At 41.1% G+C, this 20,048-nt stretch carries 13 protein-coding genes and 1 pseudogene; 8 read left to right on the forward strand and 6 right to left on the reverse strand.

The features are described from left to right. Positions 1-398 precede the first annotated feature (398 nt). Entirely contained in the window at positions 399-2,024 is a 1,626-nt protein-coding gene (locus tag IIC38_07625) for an amidohydrolase family protein (GenBank protein ID MCH8125814.1), read from the forward strand. A gap of 418 nt (positions 2,025-2,442) precedes the next feature. Here IIC38_07625 and IIC38_07630 read toward each other — a convergent pair whose 3' ends face one another. Further along, the gene (locus tag IIC38_07630; protein MCH8125815.1) at positions 2,443-3,381 is read right to left on the reverse strand and encodes an NAD(P)H-binding protein; all 939 of its coding nucleotides are present in this window, start codon (positions 3,379-3,381) and stop codon (positions 2,443-2,445) included. Between the two features lie 403 nt (positions 3,382-3,784). Here IIC38_07630 and IIC38_07635 point away from each other — a divergent pair, with 403 nt between their 5' ends. From IIC38_07635 to IIC38_07650, 4 genes and pseudogenes are all read left to right on the forward strand, one after another. Beyond that, entirely contained in the window at positions 3,785-5,437 is a 1,653-nt protein-coding gene (locus tag IIC38_07635) for an NAD+ synthase (GenBank protein MCH8125816.1), read from the forward strand. Positions 5,438-5,576: 139 nt separating this feature from the next. Continuing rightward, positions 5,577-6,266 carry a metal-dependent hydrolase gene (locus IIC38_07640; protein ID MCH8125817.1) on the forward strand — a complete coding sequence of 230 codons (690 nt, stop codon included), beginning with the start codon at positions 5,577-5,579 and terminating at the stop codon, positions 6,264-6,266. A 596-nt stretch (positions 6,267-6,862) separates the two neighbouring features. After that, positions 6,863-7,231 (forward strand): annotated as a pseudogene (locus tag IIC38_07645) (calcium-binding protein). 3 nt (positions 7,232-7,234) lie between these two features. Beyond that, complete coding sequence (locus IIC38_07650) at positions 7,235-7,900, forward strand: DUF2293 domain-containing protein (protein MCH8125818.1); 666 nt, start codon at positions 7,235-7,237, stop codon at positions 7,898-7,900. Positions 7,901-7,962: 62 nt separating this feature from the next. Here IIC38_07650 and IIC38_07655 read toward each other — a convergent pair whose 3' ends face one another. Next, positions 7,963-8,109 (reverse strand): hypothetical protein, encoded by a 147-nt coding sequence (locus IIC38_07655; protein MCH8125819.1) that lies wholly within the window; start codon positions 8,107-8,109, stop codon positions 7,963-7,965. Positions 8,110-8,238: 129 nt separating this feature from the next. Next, positions 8,239-9,030 carry an acyltransferase gene (locus IIC38_07660; GenBank protein MCH8125820.1) on the reverse strand — a complete coding sequence of 264 codons (792 nt, stop codon included), beginning with the start codon at positions 9,028-9,030 and terminating at the stop codon, positions 8,239-8,241. A 317-nt stretch (positions 9,031-9,347) separates the two neighbouring features. Here IIC38_07660 and IIC38_07665 point away from each other — a divergent pair, with 317 nt between their 5' ends. Beyond that, a complete protein-coding gene (locus IIC38_07665) occupies positions 9,348-9,722 on the forward strand; it encodes an RNA-binding S4 domain-containing protein (GenBank protein ID MCH8125821.1) in 375 nt (124 codons plus the stop codon). Between the two features lie 275 nt (positions 9,723-9,997). On the opposite strand, the gene IIC38_07670 is transcribed toward IIC38_07665, so the two are convergent. Together IIC38_07670 and IIC38_07675 are read right to left on the reverse strand one after the other, a co-directional pair. Continuing rightward, positions 9,998-10,915, reverse strand: a complete 918-nt coding sequence (locus IIC38_07670; protein ID MCH8125822.1) for a fibronectin type III domain-containing protein — start codon at positions 10,913-10,915, stop codon at positions 9,998-10,000. A 7-nt stretch (positions 10,916-10,922) separates the two neighbouring features. Next, a complete protein-coding gene (locus tag IIC38_07675; protein MCH8125823.1) occupies positions 10,923-15,227 on the reverse strand; it encodes an Ig-like domain-containing protein in 4,305 nt (1,434 codons plus the stop codon). 316 nt (positions 15,228-15,543) lie between these two features. Here IIC38_07675 and IIC38_07680 point away from each other — a divergent pair, with 316 nt between their 5' ends. After that, the gene (locus IIC38_07680) at positions 15,544-16,392 is read left to right on the forward strand and encodes a sugar phosphate isomerase/epimerase (protein ID MCH8125824.1); all 849 of its coding nucleotides are present in this window, start codon (positions 15,544-15,546) and stop codon (positions 16,390-16,392) included. 244 nt (positions 16,393-16,636) lie between these two features. On the opposite strand, the gene IIC38_07685 is transcribed toward IIC38_07680, so the two are convergent. Continuing rightward, positions 16,637-17,485 carry an RNA polymerase sigma factor RpoD/SigA gene (locus tag IIC38_07685; protein MCH8125825.1) on the reverse strand — a complete coding sequence of 283 codons (849 nt, stop codon included), beginning with the start codon at positions 17,483-17,485 and terminating at the stop codon, positions 16,637-16,639. A gap of 464 nt (positions 17,486-17,949) precedes the next feature. Here IIC38_07685 and IIC38_07690 point away from each other — a divergent pair, with 464 nt between their 5' ends. Beyond that, positions 17,950-19,986, forward strand: a complete 2,037-nt coding sequence (locus IIC38_07690; GenBank protein ID MCH8125826.1) for a hypothetical protein — start codon at positions 17,950-17,952, stop codon at positions 19,984-19,986. The last annotated feature ends 62 nt before the right edge of the window (positions 19,987-20,048 follow it).

Raw genomic sequence — 20,048 nt, forward strand, 5'->3', positions numbered from 1 at the left:
TAATTGTCATTCAGGATGAATCTATTTCCATAAAAAGGAAATAGTAAAATCGTAAGTATAAATTAGTTGTAAAATAGATCCCTACTGGATGACAGTGATAAGGTTTATGAATAGATCAAGTTAATTATTTTAAATTGTAATCAGGTAAAAAATGGATCGAGAAAAAATTATCAGTAAATTTTTAACGTCTGGCGTAATTTTACATGTATGTTAATTGATATAATGTAAAATGCAACTGTTTTTATGACATGACAATTAAGAATAAATTTACCCCCGATCCCAATCAGAAGCTTCTCCCTGGTCTTTTTTGTACCATTAGAATTTCCTTGTGAGTTGTGGCTAAAATGTTAAATTGACTGCAGCAACGATTCAATCTCACTAAAATCAGGAATCTCCAAATGAAAGTTAAACTCTTTTTTTTCGCTCTTTCTTTAACATTCTCAAACCTTCTTTTCGCCCAATCTTCGTTGGACGAATTGCCTGCAAGTGATGGACAAGGCCCGTATGATAGACTCGTCATTCGTGGGGCAACCATGATCGAAGGCTCAGGCGCACCTGCCATTGGCCCTGTCGATATTGTTGTCGAGAATGATAAGATTGTGCAGATCCGGGTGGTTGGCTATCCCGGACTTCCAATAGATGAGAAACGCAGACCGGATGCCGGAGATCGGGAAATTGATGCTCATGGCATGTATGTCCTGCCCGGATTTATTGATATGCATGGTCATCCGCATACCAGCGAATCGGGCCAGGGTGTTCCCCTTGAGTATGTCCTGAAATTGTGGCTCGCCCATGGCATAACCACTTCACGCGTTGTAGGTGCAAAAGGCGTGGATTGGATCATCGATTTACAAAAGCGCAGCAATAACAACAAAGTTACGGCGCCGCGGATCGTTGCCTACCCGGTTTTTGGGCAGGATTTCGGGCGGTCGATTTTAACATCCGAGGACGCCCGGGAGTGGGTACAATGGGTTAAAAAAAGGGGAGCAAACGGCATTAAGTTTTTTGGCGCGCCACCGGAAATTATGAGGGCAGCACTGGATGAAGCCGGCAAGCAGGGACTCGGAACAACCGAGCACCATGCCCAGCTTAATGTTACGCGGATGAATGTTCTGACCACCGCCGCCCTGGGTCTGACTTCAATGGAGCACTGGTACGGATTACCGGAAGCGCTTTTTGAAGACAAAGTAATTCAGGATTATCCCCTTGATTATAATTATCAAAATGAGCAGCATCGTTTTGGCGAAGCCGGTCGATTATGGAAACAGGCTGCCAAACCATTTAGCGATCACTGGAATGCTGTGATGAATTCTCTTCTGAAATTTAATTTCACCATCGATCCTACCTTCATCGCGTACCTGGCAAGCCGCGATCTCATGCGGCAAAGTCGGAACGAATGGCACGCAATTTATACGATGCCGTCACTTTGGAATTACTATCGGCCAAGTCGCGCGGCGCACGGATCCTATTGGTTTTATTGGACAACATCCGACGAAATTGCCTGGAAAGAAAATTTCCGGCTCTGGATGACATTTGTCAACGAGTACAAAAATCGCGGCGGAAAAGTCACGTTGGGGAGTGATTCCGGCTACATTTATAATCTCTACGGTTTCGGCTACATCCAGGAAATGGAGCTGATGCAGGAAGCAGGATTCCATCCCCTGGAGGTGATTCGCTCCGCTACCATTTTAGCCGCTGAAACGATGAAACTTGATCATGAAATCGGAACCATACAGGTCGGTAAAAAGGCGGATTTCGTCATTGTATCGGAAAATCCGCTGCAGAATTTGAAGGTACTTTATGGTACCGGAGCTATTCGTTTAAACGATGAGACCGGCGAAGTTGAGAAAGTAGGTGGCGTGAAATGGACCATTAAAAATGGCATCGTTTTTGATGCGAAAAAGCTGCTGTCGGATGTTCGCTCTATGGTTGAATCTGCAAAGGAAGAAGCCGGAATACCAGCTGGTCCAATGCCGATGTTCATCGAAACGAAACCTCAATTTTTTAATGAACAAAAAGAATAATGTGTCTATCAGTGAGGTTTAGGTATGGTATTGCCGGGCTGGATGCCAGATGCCAGATAATAAAACAACAAACTACAAATAAATTCCAATATCATAAGTTCAATGATCATAGGGTCTCAAAACTTAAATGTTTGGATGCCTTAATTCCCTCTTTTGAGAGAGGAAGAATATCCCGTCCAGACGGGAGAAGAATCTCTTGATTTTATTGGGTTTATGACAATTCAGAGATTTTCAGGGGTGTGTAAAATTAGTGCGGAGCCGACATGAATGTCGGTTTACAACCCCGCTTTATCCATTCTGCCCTTCTCTGTTCTCGTCTTTTCCTTTTACCTTTTACCTTGTCACTTTGTTACTTTGTTACTCTAGGCTTAATTTTTTATCTCCCTTTCTCCTTTTCTCCTTTCTCCGTTCTCCTCAGTTAGTTGCTCTGGTATTCCTTTGTTCTATCTTTCCTGCGGGCAAGCTCACTGGTGTAGTGTTTACCAAGTTTATCAGCATGTTTACGAACCCAGCCAGTTAGTTTTGTTTCTCCTGCAGGAGGTGAGTCCACGGCAAGAAGGCCGGCCATCAATCCCTTGATTTCTTCACGAGTTATCATTACATCACCAACGCACTTGCCGAGAATCCAGCCGGCGATAAACCCAACAGATGGAGGTACAGAAATAATAAGTCTTTTCTTTCCGATTATCTCACCAATAACTTTGACTAACTTTCTGTAGGTGAAGGTTTCCGGACCGATGGCATCTATAAAAACATTGTCTCGCTTAGCCCCTTGCTCGACGGCAAGGGAAGCCATATCGTCCACATAGATTGGTTGTAGACGGGACTCACCACTTCCGAACACACCAAACACTGGGAGCCGTCGCAAGGCCCACGCAATGTTGTTGATAAGTATGTCCTCTTTTCCAAACAGGACTGTTGGGCGAAGTATAGCGTGTGAAACACCTGAATCTATCAACGCTCGTTCGAGTTTCGCTTTTCCGCTGAAGTACTCTAGCGGTGAATCTTCAGACGGGTTCGTTATGCTAACATGGACAATTCGTTCAACATTAGCAGCTTTAGCTGCATCAAACAAAACCATGGTGTTTCTGACTGCATCAGCATGCTGGAACAACTTATGATTGAATCGAACCCAGTATGTGTTATAAAGTACGGATACACCTTGAAGCGATTTTGCAAGTACTTCTGGCTTGTCAAAGTTGAACGGGTATGGCTTAACTCGACCATTGAACGGATTCGCACGATTAACAGAATTGGTCAAAGTGATGACTTTGTGACCTCGATCAAGAAGTCGCTTAGCAATATACTTTCCTGAATATCCGAAAGCGCCCGTTACTGCATGTAGAGTCTTTTTCATGCTCTCCTGTAACTAACTCGTTAGAGGCTAGAGATTAAAGACTAGGAAAAGAAACAGAGGCACAAAGAAAAAACTCTGCAGGATTCTCTAATCTCTATCCTCTTGAGGTATAAGGTATAAACAAATTACAAATTACAATACACAAATAACAAATAAATCACAAAGACGAAATTTCAAATTACCAGACATGGGCGGGATCTATTTCCATACATTTGAAAAAGCTGCATGATAGGCATAAAAATATATTAAAAAGATCATTTCCTCGATTAACAGTGATAAGGTTTATGGATAGTTCAAGTTAATTACAAATGCTTGATTCTGATCTTTGCTTGAATTAATTTTTATTCGATTTCGAACAAGAAATTCATCAATAAGTACGATAGATCAGGATTCATCAATAAACATGAAACTTACCCTTGCTCAACTAAATCCTATCATCGGAGATATTTCCGGGAATGTTGAACGGCTGAAAGAGGTTGTTGCCGAAAGTTCTTCGCAAGCATCCGATCTGGTTGTTTTCCCGGAGCTTTACCTGTGTGGTTATCCCCCAAAAGATTTGCTGGAGTATTCATCCTTTTTGGACCGATTGGATGACGCCGTTCAGGAAATTATTGAATTTTCCAGCTCGTTTCCCGATGCGGGAATTTTAGTTGGCGTGCCGAGAAGGACAAAAGAGAATTATGGTAAAGGATTAACCAATTCGGCTTTACTCATTTGTGCCGGAAAGGAAATTGCCCGGGTGAATAAATGTTTGTTGCCAACCTATGATGTTTTCGATGAAGCACGATATTTTGATGCTGCCACTGATGTTAAACCCATTGAGTTTAAAGGAGAAAGCCTGGGGATTTCCATTTGTGAAGATGCATGGAATGAATCACAATTCTGGCAGCGGCCACTTTATTCTTTTGATCCGGTTGAACGGCTAGCCGAAAAGGGCGCAACTCTTTTGATTAACCTTTCGGCCGCGCCTTTCTCCCTTGGCCGGGATGAGATTCGATTTGGGTTGTCCCAGAGTCATGCTCGCCGGTTCAATCTTCCATTTATAATGGTGAATCAAACAGGGGCGCAAGATGAGTTGATTTATGACGGCACCAGCATCGCCATTGATAAAAATGGTGATCTGATTATAGCCTTGGAACCGTTTGAACCTGGGATGAAAACCATCGATTTAAACGGAAATATGCCCACAAAAGAATTCAAACCTTTGGACAAAATAGATTCCATCCATAAAGCTCTTGTATTGGGTGTTCGGGATTATGTTAAAAAATGCAAATTCAGTGATGTGTTGATGGGTTTATCCGGTGGCATTGATTCGGCGGTAACTTGTGTTTTGGCCGTTGCTGCATTGGGAAAAGAGAGAGTAACCGGTGTTACCATGCCATCGGTTTTTTCTTCCGAAGGCAGCATCAAAGATTCGGAGATATTGGCTGCAAATCTCGGCATCTCCTTCAAAACAATTCCAATCCGCGATATTCACCAGCAATATATAAAAGATTTACAACCCAGTTTTGCCAATAAGCAGCAAGATGTTACGGAAGAAAATATCCAGGCCCGAATTCGTGGGAATATCTTAATGGCATTATCGAATAAGTTTGGCAGCCTCGTGCTTTCTACCGGCAATAAGAGCGAGTTGGCCATGGGGTATTGCACACTCTATGGCGACATGAGTGGGGGACTTGCGGTTCTCTCGGATGTGCCCAAAACCATGGTTTACCAACTGGCACGCTTTATCAATGGTAAAAAAGAAATCATCCCAGCTGAAATTCTTACAAAAGCGCCTTCTGCCGAATTGCGTCCCGGTCAAAAGGACCAGGATTCACTGCCACCCTATGAAATTTTAGACGGAATACTGGAAATGTACCTTGAGCAAAAAAAATCCACGGCAGAGATTGTTGCCGCCGGCTATGATAAAGACACCACAATGTTTGTTATCAAGACGGTTAATGCCAATGAATATAAACGCCGCCAGGCAGCGCCGGGATTAAAGCTCACATCCAAGGCTTTTGGTCCCGGCAGGAGAATGCCTATGGCGGCAAAATATGATTTTAAACAATAGCTGATTGAACTGCAAAAAGTGCATAAACAGTGCCCTGAGCGGAAGTCGAAGGGGCGCTGACGGGATCAGAAGATAGTAGCGCGATAATACTTCTCTTTGCAGTTTACTCATAATTCATTTTGATGTAAAGGAGGTCTTCATGCCAACATTAACTTATTTAGGACATTCAGCTTTTTTATTGGAGGGCGGAGGCACGAAAATGGCGATCGATCCATTTTTAACCGGCAATCCGTTGGCCGCTAAGCAAGCCGATGAAATTGAAGTAGAATGGATCTACCTGACCCATGGTCATAACGATCATTTTGGCGATGTGTTGACCATAGCAAAAGCCAACAATGCAACCATTATTGCACCCTTCGAATTAGCAACATATTGTGAATCTAAAGGGTCCCAGATTCATCCCATGCATATCGGCGGCGCCCACGAGTTTCCGTTTGGCCGCCTGAAATTAACCATTGCTCATCATGGCTCGGCATTTATAGAAGAAAACGGCACCATCGTTTATTGTGGCAATCCCAGTGGTGGATTAATCACCATGGATGGTAAGACCTTATATCATGCGGGTGATACGGCTTTGTTTTATGATATGAAATTGATCGGGGAAATGAATACCATAGACTTAGCTGCTCTGCCGATAGGCGATAATTTTACTATGGGCATCGATGATGCGGTTACGGCAACGGAATACATCAAACCAGGAAAAGTAATTCCCATCCATTACAACACATTCGATGTCATAAAAGTCAATCCATCTGAATTCGTCGAAAAAGTCCAGGCAAAAGGATTTGATGGGCAGGTAATGGAGCCGGGGGATGTGATTGAGTATTAGTGAGGATTGGGTTAATCTTTGAGCCTTTTCTGCATAAAGTTTGATTCTAAAATTGTGTGTGTTTTTCTACTGTAGATAATCCAAAGCAAAGAATAACGGTAGGGTATTATCATTTCTGTTTTTAAGTACTGAAGTAAAATTAGCACTAATTTTTATTGATTCCCCGAGGCACTTCATACCCAAGTGCTAACCATTTTTTTAACTTGACAAAAAAGAACTTTGTGGTTATCTTCGGTTAATTCCTCAATACAATAATCCATTTGGGAATCCATGGAAACCTTGAACTACAACAACCTCAAATTATCACAATGATGGTTGAACTACGATGATTTATACACATGTTATCAATATAGGGCGTTTAGGGGTTAGGAGCCCTACGAATAACACGATGTAGTTATGAGACGGTATTACGCAACATGCAATATTGTGGCATAATACACAATGAGGAAACAACTAAATGTATAGATTACTTTTTAAAAACCAACTGGTTATACATCAAACTAATGTTGGTATTATAGAACACAGCCCGTTGCGTAATATCTAAATTATGTGTCACATATTATTATGTTGGACACATAAAGGATACGGTGCATAGTATGGGCAGAATTCCAGAGGATGCAGATAAAGAATATCGGATTCATGATGAGGCCGTTGTTAACGCATATGGAGAAGAAGAACGAGCAATGGGTTGGTATTACTACATGGATGACAAGCTTCATTGTCCTTTTAATGCGAAATGTATTGCAAAACGTAGAATTTCACCTTGACAAGAGGGAGAAGACGTTGAAGTTCAAGGGATGGCTCCAGAAGATGAAAGTATGAAGGAAATCTTTGTTGAGATTAATTGGCAAGGGAGATCATTCGCAGTACCTTTAGCACAATTAAAAGCGATTGACGTTGATGATGAGACGCAGGAAGCAATTGAAGACTGGCATTACTGGGTAGGTAGAGGATACCAATATTGACAAATGAAACAAAGTAATGATTTAAAAGTTTTTATTTCAAATCGGGATTTCACATGTGATGATTGTGGTGAAAAATTTGGACGCAAATCATGGATTACGTTGCAAGAAGAAAAGGGGGCATTGTGTCTAGTATGTGCTGATCTGGATCACCTAATTTTCCTTCCTTCAGGAGATACAGCACTCACTAGGCGAGCACGAAAATACTCCACGTTAGTTGCTATCGTCTTAAAGTGGAGTCGTGCACGAAAACGGTATGAAAGGCAAGGCTTGTTAGTTGAAGAACAAGCATTGGATCAAGCTGAAGAGGAATGTTTAGCAGATAGTGAAGTGAGGGATCGTAGAAAAGAACGTGCTGCACAGAAAAGAGCAGAAATCGATGAGCAGTATGTACAGGTTTTTGCAGAGAAAGTACGTAAACTTTTTCCTGGTTCTCCTCTTGGTAGGGAAAACATTATTGCTGAGCATGCTTGCTTTAAATACAGTGGTCGTATTGGTCGTACTGAATCAGCTAAAAAACTAGATGAAGAAGCCATACTACTAGCTGTTGTTGCACACATCCGTCATACCGAAACGAAATATGACGAATTTCTGTCAAAAGGTTATGAGAGGAGAGAAGCCAGAGGCCAAGTAGAGGAGAAGGTTCACAAAATCTTAAGGGAGTGGAAATAGAATCCTCTTCAAAATCGATCAAGCGGAGCATGTCCAACAAACACATTCACCTGAGCTGGGGATTAGTTAGCACTTTTTCCAACATTATCAACAGATTCATAGTTTATCTCTTTTTCCAAGAACATCGTCCCCCAGGCAGGTGATGTAAAGGTTATATGTTGGGAATAAGTCCCGATATATGAACGTAAAAATAGCACATGCTTTCTCATTCTAGTCTCCGGAATTGTGGCTAAATATGCAGAGGAATTTTGTGAATATGCGTTCTGGGATTAGTACAACTGTGGCCCTTCGGCTGTTCATTATAAGCAACAATACAAAGTGGAAATTTGTCTTGCCTCTCACTTCAAAACATAAAACTCTGTGCGTCGGTCATCAAACAGATTGTTGCGGTCAGTGAACCATTTGTCCCGGGTTAACTTTGGGTGGATTTTTTCGACATGAAATTCATGCTTCTCTTTTGAGGCTGAATACAGCACGTTTCCTTTACAATCGGAGATCTGGCTGCCGCCGGTAAAATACAGGGGTTTCTTTCCGCCGCGGGCTTCGAACCCGGTTCGGTTGGCTACAACGGTATACACCTGGTTCTCGATAGAACGCGTCACCATAGCATTTTGGCAGTAGGGGGTTAATAAGTTCGCAGGCAGGCAAATGATGTCCGCGCCTTGTAATGCAAGTGTTCGGGTGGCTTCGGGAAAGATCCAATCGAAACAGATAAGCACGCCGATTTTTGCAGGACCAATGTCCACCACCTGCAAGGGGATATCGCCGGGTGCGAAAAAGTCTTTTTCTTCATAGAATAAATGCAACTTGCGATATTTTGCCATTACCCCTTTTGGATTGAGCACTACTGCAGAATTGTAGAAAACGTCGCCGGATCGTTCGGGCAGCCCGGCAACGATCACGCAATCTTTGTCCTTTGCAATTTGAGTCAGCCTTTTTATGGAAGGCCCGGAAGGGATCTCTTCAGCAAGTTCTTCGATTTCATGGTGGTTGACGAATTGATAGCCGGATGTGCAAAGCTCGGGTAAAACCACCAAATCAACCGGAGGCTGTATCTCCGCTTCGATTCTATCGAGGTTATGTTTTGCCGCGCCAAATTTTGGTTCAAATTGAACAATCCCGACTTTCATTAACACCTCCTGACTAAATATTGTTTATGTATTTGGAAATAGTTCTAAAAGGAATAATGGAGATTAAAGAATTGAATTGCGACTTTATGAGAAAAAAATTGGTTTCATCAATATTTGATAGAAAAATTTTTGTAAGTCCGCTTTAATATAGTTTACCGATTTGATAATTTCAAATAGGATAAATTATTTTTGGTACACTAAAATGAAAAGATCTGAATTTGATTGCATGAAAAAGAGCAAAAGAATACATTGATTTCAAAGAAAATTGTCCTCGTCATAACATGAACAAAGATAAACCAGTCACGGAAAAAATACGATTGGATAAATGGCTGAAAATTGCCAGGTTATTCAAGACCCGGTCACGGTCTGTGGAAGCTTGCAGTGGTCGGCATGTTAAGGTAAACGGAAAAACAGCCAAACCATCACAGATGATAAAAGTAGGGGATACCATATCCATTCAATTTCCCAGTCGGAATAGAACATTTGATGTTGAGAAGCTCGCCGAGCGTTCCATTCCTGCTGTTGAAGCCCGGGAATTATACATTGAGCACTTACCAAAAATCACCGAAGATTCTGCCGAAAAGTTGGCATTGTTCATGAAATTAGATACAAAAAGACGGCGGGAAAGAAAGGGCAAGGGCAGACCTACCAAACTGGAAAGAAGGCAGCTGGAGAAAATGAAGGGGAAATAATTGGGAATCCATAATTGATTTGATCAGTTCAATCTGATTCGATTCAATGGATTCGTTAGCGCTGGCATGAAAACTCTCTTCATGATCATTCCTTATGTTTTTCAGGCTGCACTACAGCCTGTTTTGGTACTTGATAAAGTAAAAAGAGCCCCGATATACTTGTACCTGTATGCTTTTAACGGGTAAACACTGGTGGTGACATTTTGGATGGCTTTCGGGCAAAACGTGCACTTAATAGAAATCCGGCCTTGCAAAAAACAACAACATTCCCGTTGCTAGTTTGAAAGCTTCAGCTTCTCGATCCAAGCCAGCAATGCTTCGGCATAGGTTAGATAACTAACGCTATCAACAACCCAGGTTGCGGCACTGGATGCATCCAGGCCATTATTTGGCGCAAGTTGCGTCACTTGTGCCTGGGCCAGATCCAGGTCTTGTTTAACAAAATATCCTTCAGCAAGACCCAACCGAACATCATCAACATTGATTTGGGCGTTGTGTGAAAATTCAAAATTGGCATCCAGCTGCAAAACACGATCCAAATCCGCAATAGCATCGCTATATTCTTTTTTAGCGAGATATGTAAATCCTCGTCCGGCATAAGGCTCTAAAAAAGTGGGTCTTCTAATAATTGCTCCGTCAAAATTTGCGATTGCTTGATCAAGGGAATCTATCGAATTAGAAGCATATGACCATCCCAAACCGTTAAAGGCGTCTTCTATTCCAAGCCCGCTTGGGCTTTCATTTATGGCATCATTAAATTTTGTAATGGCGGCGCTGAAATTCCCGTTAGTGTATTCTAACCAAGCCTCATTAAGAAAGTCTTGCAGTGATTTGAGCGTCATAAACTGCCGTTCAGTTGATGTGATAATCCCTTGCTCATTTTCAGATTCGACGATGTAAAAATAATCCGTATTCGAAGTGAGATTAAAAAGCTGAACTTCATGAATGGTTTGGAGAAGCTCTTTTGTCTGTTCAAAATCGTATTGGCCTGATGTCGTTCCATATCTCACGGTTGAGGAGCTCTTCACATTGGTTTTCCAGGATATTTGAGCAGCAATAAACTGCACCGATTCTAAAGGGCCTTCGGTAATTCTTGGCTTTTCAGGTCCTGTGCTGCTGCCACCGCAAGCAAGAGAAAACAGGACCGTTCCCAGGACTAAATATGTAGGTTTAATGCTCTGTAAGAATTTCATTTTTTCCTCACTGCAAAATCAACATTTTTTTATTCAAAATAGTTTTGGATGCTTTTAATTGATAAATGTAAATGCCGCTGGCAACCGGGATATTTCTTTCATCCAGGCCGTCCCACAAGATTTTAAAGGAGCCTGCTTCTTTAACCCCGGCAAATAATGTTTTTACTTTTTGTCCCAATAGATTAAAGATGGAAATTTCAATGGATTCCTGAAAGGGCAAGTCAAATGATAAGACCGTTGAAGAAATTTTGGGTGTAAATGGATTTGGGTAATTTTGCTGCAATGCGAATTGAATCGGAATAATTGGATCTGCCGTTACAACCCGGAATCTTCCGAGTTTTGCAATCTTAGCAGTCAATCGATCGTTGTTATACGTTGAAGGAATTGCTTCCCAGTCCCCGGTTTCGTTTTTTTGCTCTAATTGTAAAGTTTTGCCTTCCGGAGCGATCATTGTAAAACTGAGATCACCCTCTTTCTTTAAAGACAATGACGGTGGTCCAATGAGATATGTGGCAAGCCCTAGGCTGCTTTTTGAGATCGACTTACCGGATTCCGGATCAAAAGGCTCATCCAATTCAACTACGGTGAGATAAGTATCTTCATGCAAACTGCCGGAAGAAATATAAAGATTCATTTCACCGCCAGGGGATGATATGTTGCCACCTTCTCTCGCAATAAGTAACTGGGCAGAGAAGCTCTTCGTAGCATTACCGGAATTATTACCGTAATCTCTAGCCGTAACCGCCAATTCCAGCACTCCGCTATTTTCCAGCTTTGTATCGCCCTTATAGATATGAGCGGATTGATTGAGTAAGGATAGTGAAACGGGTGAGTTGTTTAACGTAAGAGTTGGAGATTCCTGTAAATCTTCGGAAGAGACTACGTATAAATCCACGTAACGTGTAAGCACAGGATTTTGTAGAACGCTGATAGTCAAATTCGGCGGGACGTTGTCCAACTCTTGTGTATGAAAACTCCAGCTAAAATCATCATCCGGAGATCCGTCTACCTGACCATTGCCATTTCCATCTAAAGGTAGTCCCGATGTGTTTGTAACATTGGTCTTGATTGTGACTGTAATATCTTCATCTGGCGGAAGGTCTACTGAAGGAGAAAAAGTCATACGTCTTTGACTTTCATCATAAACAAGTTCACCAGGGATTACACCAGATGAACTAGAAATAATTACATTTTTTTCATTTAAAGAATCTGGATTAATTCGTTGATCATAAACGGCGGAAATATCCAATATTTTTTGAAAATAAGGAACATCTGTTGCTCCGTTTTCCGGAAAAACCGAAGATATTTTAGGAGGAACTAAAGACGCTCCTTGTTTTGTATTCAGGTGCAAAAATGTGATTTGGTTTCTGGTGGTAGAAAATTCTCTCATCCACAGTATGTCAAGAACGCCATTACTTACGCGGTTTGGCAATTCGGCAAAATCAGTATTTGGGGTATCGTTGGAGATATTTCCAGCCGGCAGCCAAACACCATTTCTAAAAATGGTTAAATATGCATCTGCAACGCCTTGTGTAACTTTTGACAATGCTTTATTATTTTCATACTGAATAATATTTTGAACAGGTTTACCCAGGCTGGATCCGCTGGAAAATGGTTCCTGACCATCCAGGTATAAAAGATATAGGTCTGAGTTTTCATCAACAGAAATATTTGGATAGGTAACCGAACCTCTATTTGAACCGTCATGAACAATGGATTGTGCTACCGAGGTTGGCGTTGTCCAACCGCTTATTTCCCCGGTCACATTCAATTTTGTATACATTACATGAAAAGTGCCGTTGAAATTATCCGTGAACACAGCATGTACATTATTTTTCGGATCGATAGCAAAAGATACCATAGTTGAGAAAAGTACCCCGGAAGAACTGATTGCTTCAGGTGTAGTCCATTGTTGATAATCATTGCTAGTGACCGCATAAGCGAACACGTTGCTGTTACCGGGATTTGCAACATCAAAAATGCCGTCGCTATATAAAACATAGGCTTTCCCATTTGAACTAAAATCAATGGTAGGAACAAATGCAACATGATCGTCAGAGGATGCAATCATCTTATCATCGGGCCAGGTTTCACCGCCATCACTGGAAAAATTGTGGTACACATCGCCCAGGTTGCGTTCAAGGTTTTGTGGTAATACGGAATTCCATACAATATGGGGGTTTTCGGTTGGATCAATCGCTATAGCTGCATATAAATTATCATCAATGGTAAATGTTTTGCTTATTAGTTTGGGAGCCGACCAAGTTAGGCCATTATCGTCGGATCTACTATAATAGACTTTAAAATTAGAGGTAGAAGTCTCTTGTGCATGCCATGCAACATGCATTCTGTCAGACGAGTCGATTGCTATTGATGGCATTCCGCCAAAAAATAGCGATATGTCAATTTGCGTTTCTGTAGAAAATGTTTCTCCATTGTCACTGGATTTTACATGATAAACAAATCTTCTATCTCCAACAATTTCGTGGTAAACAATATGGATATCACCGTTTACACTGACTACGATATTGCGGCCTTCATTTCCATAAGAGTGTGTTTGCTGAACAGTAGTAATTGCTGTGGAAGTGGTCGAGGGGGTAATAAAGGTAAAATCCGCACTAAAAGTTGGGCCATTTCCTCTTTGATCGGCAGAGCCAACCCGATAGTGATAGATCGTATTGGGCTGCAAATTGCCAATTCCGATTTGATGTACGACCCTTGGTTCGTCATCAACAAATTCTATCCCATATTGGTCTGTTAACCCAAATTGAATAATACTGCTTGAGAGCTCATCCGTTTCCCAAAAAATAGTGACAGAGGATCCGGTGGAGAGTGATTCTCGCGGTCCGAGGGTTATTCGTGGAGGCGTCAGATCAACCAGTTCGGTAGTTACGGAAAAAGAATAAGGATTTGAAGTACTCAAACTCGATGCGATTAAAATCATATCATTGGCGCCATTACCAATTCTAGCTAAACTCGCTTGACCCTGGTTTGAATTATTTAAATTGATTGGAGTAACTGAATTCTGATTTCCCCTTTCCAAAATGCTTGCTGCAATCTCTCTATTCGGTTCACCAATAAATTGCAACACAGCCGTTGTATCTGTTCCGGTAAAACGATAGTAGGCCGCTGAATACTGTTGTAATGATCTCCTTGGAGCATCAACAGGATAAATCGGATGAGTGGTAATAAAGTTAGGTAAAATGGGTAAGCGAAATACGTTATAACCATAATATCCATTGTCGCCAATAGTGGGATCATTGGCATAATTAGCAATGGTAAAATTAGTGAAGATCTGTTCGATTGAAAGGGAAATACCCACCTGATCCAATGCATTCCGTATACTTGTTACACCGTTATCCGGATCTTGAACGATCGCTTTGATTAGAGGATTGCCAAATTTCTCTCCCAGGTAAACATTCCACAAGCCTACTCTTTGGTAATCTTCAAGCTGATCACCCCAACTTGTCATAGATTTATTCGGATTACTAAAATAGTTAACCGGTATTGAAACGCCATAACCACATAACTGTTGAGCATATTCCGAAGCGCCTTCATTAATCCACCTTTCTTCATTGGTATCAAAATGGTTGTGAATTAAATGTTGAAATTCATGTGCAACGACGAGCAAGGAAAATTCATTAGTAGGCCTTCCGGGGTTAGAATCGACATAAATCATGTCTTTTTGATTACTATTGGCTAAATCGGATTGATCCCTGGGACTGAAAAATCCGGCAATAAATAAATTATTTCCGTTTTCAGGATCAAAATTATCTCGAATATCCAAAATAAGTATGTAGACGTAACCGTCCCCGGATTTATTTGGTGGTGGACCAAAATACTCTTCGTTTATTTCCCGAATGCCTTTACCGGGATCAACGGAAGCGCTTGGAAAATGTCCGGGGAGCTGGGAGGAACTGGGCGTTGCAACTTCAAAAGCATTATGGAATGTATCCACATCATTTTGTGTTACACGTTGGCTATCCCATTGAGGTTTTTCAACGAAAATGTAGGTTTTGTCGGTCTTGTGCCGTAATTCCGCTTCGAGTGAATGGGCTTCTTGCTTTTTAAAGTCATATGAAAAGAAACTCAGAATATCTCCGACTTCCAAAGTAACTTTAGTTTGTTTTTTGAGTGGATCTTGTGGCAGCTGTTCTTGTTGGTTCAAATTAGCCATAATTTTGAGAACTTCCTGGTAACCACATTTAATACTTATAGGGTCACTTGAGGAAATATCTTTCAAGGCTTGCTGGAAAGCGAATGTTTGGCTGTTAAGGCAAAACAAAAGTAAAGCGAAGACTAATCTTTTCATAATCATTCTCACTTTTTTGTAAGTGTTTATAGGGTTTGGTGTTTTGTAAAAAATGAGCTCTTTAAATCCGAAAATGTTACTTGTAAATTCCAAACAAGTTTCAACTTATAAAAATTTCCAAATAATGTCCATTAGATTTTGTTGGATTACAAAAAGAAAATATTGGTTATTAATTTGAAATTTATCTTCCAGGTTTGATGCGGAAAAATCGCTTGATTTTCGGCTGTTGAACAAGCACTTTTAAAAGTGAAGTGAACTTGTGATTGGACTAGCCAAAATTGAATCATGGGTTTATCAGTTTAGTAAGGAGATTATTATGGTCAATCGACGAGAGTTTATTAAATCAACTGCAGGGGCTTTTTGTGCGCTAAACGTATCATCAATAAATCACAACGTATTCGTATCCTCTAAGAAGAAATTGGATCGTGTAGGACTTCAGCTCTATACCATTCGAACTGAAATGAAAAAAGATTTTGAGGGATCGCTGGCTAAAGTAGCAGAGATCGGTTACAAAGAAGTTGAATTTGCCGGTTACTTTGGACGAAAACCGGGGGGAATTGCTAAACTCCTAAAACAACTCGATTTGGATGCGGTTGCCGCACATATTTCATTCAAGGATATCAATGATCAGTTTGAGAAAACAGTCGAAGCTGCTAAAGCCATTGGCCTCCGCTATGTAATTATTCCCTCGTGGTTTGACAGGCAAAAGTATACCACGAAAGATTCCTTGAAGGGATTTGCAGAGATTTTGAATCAAGCGGGAGAAAAATGCAAATCTGCTGGAATTCAGTTCGGCTATCATAATCATAATCATGAATTTAAAGATGTTGACGGCGTCATCCCTTATGATGTTTTTGTAAAAGAAACCGATCCGGAGTTAGTAGTCATGGAGATGGATTTATTCTGGATTATCAAAGGCGGCCAGAATCCCCTGGATTATTTTAAGCGTTATCCCGGGCGATTTCAATTATGCCATGTCAAAGATTTGGATAAAGATCAGAAAATGGTTGATGTCGGCAAAGGCAATATTGATTTTGGTGAGATTTTCACTAAATCCAAGCAAGCGGGACTAAAGCACTATTTTGTCGAGCATGACAATCCCGATGATCCGTTTGCAAGCATTATATTGAGTTTCAAACATTTGCAGGGTTTGGAGTTTGGATAAGATAATGTATTAATTGTAGGGCTAAAAGCATTTTTTGGTAAATCGTAGACAAGTTCGAAAATGGATGAACTGAATACATCGACCGTCTTTGAATGGCGGACATATGTTTTTGAATACAATTAAACTTGATATGAACTTGACAACGCAGCAGGAGGATCAATTTAAGGGTATTTCCATTAGACCAGCATAACAAGGGTGCTCGGAACAAAGCTGAATTGAAGATTAAATCGAGAGCAAAATAAAATTACCCCAAATACTTTTGCAAAGTTCTATACCTGCTCTTGTGGCGTAGTTTTCTGAGAGCTTTCTCTTTAATCTGGCGTACACGTTCTCGCGTGAGTTTAAAAATATCACCGATTTCTTCTAGTGTTAGCGGACGATCTTGGGCAATGCCAAAATAGAGTTTGATTATTTTCGCTTCCCTAGTTGATAAAGTCATTAATACGATGTTAATATCGGTAAAAAGCGATTCATCTAACAAATTGATGTCCGGTGACGGTAAATTATCATTTTGTAATATATCTAATAAAGTACTACCATCCCATTGTTGAAGTGGGGTATCTAATGAAAGGTGATGATTTGAGTTTTTCATCACATCACTTATTTCATTAAAAGAAATGTTCATTTGTCCAGCCAGTTCATCGAGGTTTGGCTCCCTCTCGAATTTTTTTCCGAAAGCATGCATGGCATTGCCAACTTTTTTAATCGCGCCTATCTGGTTAAGCGGCAATCGTACAACACGAGATTGTTCGGCAATAGCTTGTAAAATAGATTGACGAATCCACCAAACCGCATATGAGATAAATTTATAACCCCGGGTTTCATCGAAGCGAGTAGCGGCTTTGATTAATCCCAAATTACCTTCATTAATCAGGTCTTCAATTGGCAGGCTCTGGTTCTGGTACTCTTTGGCAACGCTGACGACGAATCTCAAATTAGAACGTACCAGGCAGTCTAAGGCTTCTTTGTCATTATTTTTAATGCGTTTGGCAAGCAACACTTCTTTTTCTGCTGATAGAGGATTATAATTTCGTATTTCCTCTAAATATTTTTCCAGAGATTTTTCTGAGCGAAATTTAGTTGCTGTTTTAATTTTTGTATCTCCTGTCCACTGTCCAAACTAGCCACTTAAAATAAAATTAAAGCCTTTGGAGTTATTGTTTCGCAAAATTAAAATAGTAAAAATTAATTTTGGAAATGTAAAGTCTTTTGGGCGAATAATCCAAATTTGTTCAATGCATGAATTTCATTTTTATCGCTTCGTTTGTAATTTAATTAATTGTAATTTTTCATAAGATATTGAAAATAACTTGACTTAAAAAAATCAAATTCATAAGTTTTTAACTTTAAAAGTTATTAGCTTGGAAATGACTTCATTTTAAAACGTTTATTTTCATATTTCACTACAGCTATAGTTTCTAACTGTGTTTATTATCGGTTATTTTTAGTATTTGAATGAGAATCCTAGCAAGAATAATAATACTATTCCTACTTTTTTGCCCGGCGCTATTATTTTCCCAGGAAAACCAATCTGATCGAGGGATCAGGAAAATCACAGTGGACGACGATAGTCGGTTTACCAATACCGGCAACATAGGCCTGACTATAACTAATTTTGGTACTATTGGCGATGGCTTTGCAACCCAAACTCCAACCGACCAACCCTCTTGCGAATATCCGAAAGGATCGGCCATAGAACATCTTTTTGTCGGCGGTCTTTGGGTTGGCGGCAAGCGGGACGACGGAACGATCTTCGTTACCACCGGTGCTCGAGACATCCCCTCCCTCAGGGATGTGGCTGCCGGATTTGAATTCACAAATTCGGACGATCCCAACGACGTCGTCCTGGAACGTTCCAGCATTATCGATAATCCGTTCTTCGATCCCTTTGCTGTAAGCCACCAAGACTTCATTGCTGATTTTAGTGACACCAACGTCGTTGTCCCAGGAACTACAATCCGCATTCCACAACATACCCCTGTGGGGATTGCTGTTCATTTGGAAGCCTACGCCTGGAATTTTCCCTTTGCCGATGCCTTTGTGCTACTTAATTACACCATCAAGAATGTAAGCGGGCAGCGGTTGAATGAAGTTTATGTTTCACTCTGGGCGGATTTGGTGGTGCGAAATACGAATATCACACCGCCGCGTGTTGGAGCTCCTTTTTATCAACATGTTGGGAATGGCTATATAGACTCGTTGCGGATGGCCTATGCATACGATTATGATGGTGACCCAGGATTCACGGACTCAGGCATGTATGTTGGATTTAAACTTTTGGGCGCAACCCCGCAAGCTAATGACCAGTCATATATTGTTAGAGCCTTGTACAACGCCTGGTTGTTTCGTAACACCAGCGATCCTGTGCTATTTTCCCCTGTTACAGACATTGAAAGCTACCGAAAACAGCGAGTTCCGCTTGCACCTCTATTGATCGACTCTGTCATAAGAGGAATCCCCGGAAACTACATGACCCTCATCAGTACAGGGCCCTTTCAAAGTCTCGATGCCGATTCCGCAATCAACGTGGTGTTTGCCATGATTTGCGGCAGCAAATTTGGCGATGATCCTACGACGGATGACACAGATAATAGCAAAACAAATTTTCTTACCAATGCCTTTTGGGCGCAAACAGCTTATGACGGCGAGGACCGAAATGGCAACAATGTTCTGGACCCGGGCGAGGACATCGATCGTGATGGAGTCATTGATCGCTATGTACTTCCTACTCCGCCAACCACCCCCAGGATGAAGGTTGTGCCGTCAGACCAATCGGTGACTATATATTGGGACCGTTCCGCAGAAGAATCGATCGATTTTATCAGTGGTGAAAAAGATTTTGAAGGATATCGAATCTACAGATCGAAATTGGCAGAGGATCTTCCGGGACGAGATTTGTTGACTTCTTTAAATGAGATCGCAGAATTTGACATAGTAAACAGTATCGGTTATGATACGGGATTTGATTTTGTACTACTAGATGAACCGATAACATTCGGTGAGGTGTTTGAAAATCCGGTAACGCAGCAGAACGAAACAATATTTTATCACTACAAATTTGTGAATACAAATTTACTCAATGGATGGCAGTATGCTTATTCGATTTCAGCATTTGATCGCGGCGATCCTGTAATAAACCTTGGTAGCCTGGAAAGCAGTAGATTAGCCAATGTGACTCGTGTATTTCCAGGCACTGAAAGCATGGAAAAGCAAATAGCGCAGCAGCCGGGTAAAAAGATCAAAGTGGGTGTGTACCCGAATCCGTACCGGGTGGGCGCCGCATGGGATGGTTTTCTTGAGCGCGAGAGAAAAATCTATTTCTATAATCTACCGGCAAGCAGTGAGGTTAGAATATACACTCTCGCCGGTGATTTGATTGATTCTTTCGAACATAACGGCGAATCTTATGCCGGTGAAGGCATTCAGTGGTTCGAGCGCTTTTCTGGTAGCAATCGTGTATTTGCCGGCGGAGAACATGCCTGGGATCTGGTTACCGCCAGCGACCAGGCCATCGCTTCGGGATTGTATTTTTTCACCGTAGAGGACTTACAAAATGGTGATATTCAAAGAGGTAAATTTATGGTTATTAAATAGAGAGGAAAGGAGGAAACAGTATTTTTGTTGGTATTAATTAAATTACTTAACGTTTGGGAGGT

This window comes from candidate division KSB1 bacterium, assembly GCA_022566355.1.
In the GTDB taxonomy this organism is placed as follows: Bacteria; Zhuqueibacterota; JdFR-76; order JdFR-76; family DREG01; genus JADFJB01.

Coding starts and splice junctions, on each gene's coding strand:
- IIC38_07625 (MCH8125814.1), top strand. CDS start 399: ATGAAAGTTAAACTCTTTTTTTTCGCTCTTTCTTTAACATTCTCAAAC.
- IIC38_07630 (MCH8125815.1), bottom strand. CDS start 3,381: ATGAAAAAGACTCTACATGCAGTAACGGGCGCTTTCGGATATTCAGGA.
- IIC38_07635 (MCH8125816.1), top strand. CDS start 3,785: ATGAAACTTACCCTTGCTCAACTAAATCCTATCATCGGAGATATTTCC.
- IIC38_07640 (MCH8125817.1), top strand. CDS start 5,577: ATGCCAACATTAACTTATTTAGGACATTCAGCTTTTTTATTGGAGGGC.
- IIC38_07650 (MCH8125818.1), top strand. CDS start 7,235: ATGAAACAAAGTAATGATTTAAAAGTTTTTATTTCAAATCGGGATTTC.
- IIC38_07655 (MCH8125819.1), bottom strand. CDS start 8,109: ATGAGAAAGCATGTGCTATTTTTACGTTCATATATCGGGACTTATTCC.
- IIC38_07660 (MCH8125820.1), bottom strand. CDS start 9,030: ATGAAAGTCGGGATTGTTCAATTTGAACCAAAATTTGGCGCGGCAAAA.
- IIC38_07670 (MCH8125822.1), bottom strand. CDS start 10,915: ATGAAATTCTTACAGAGCATTAAACCTACATATTTAGTCCTGGGAACG.
- IIC38_07675 (MCH8125823.1), bottom strand. CDS start 15,227: ATGAAAAGATTAGTCTTCGCTTTACTTTTGTTTTGCCTTAACAGCCAA.
- IIC38_07680 (MCH8125824.1), top strand. CDS start 15,544: ATGGTCAATCGACGAGAGTTTATTAAATCAACTGCAGGGGCTTTTTGT.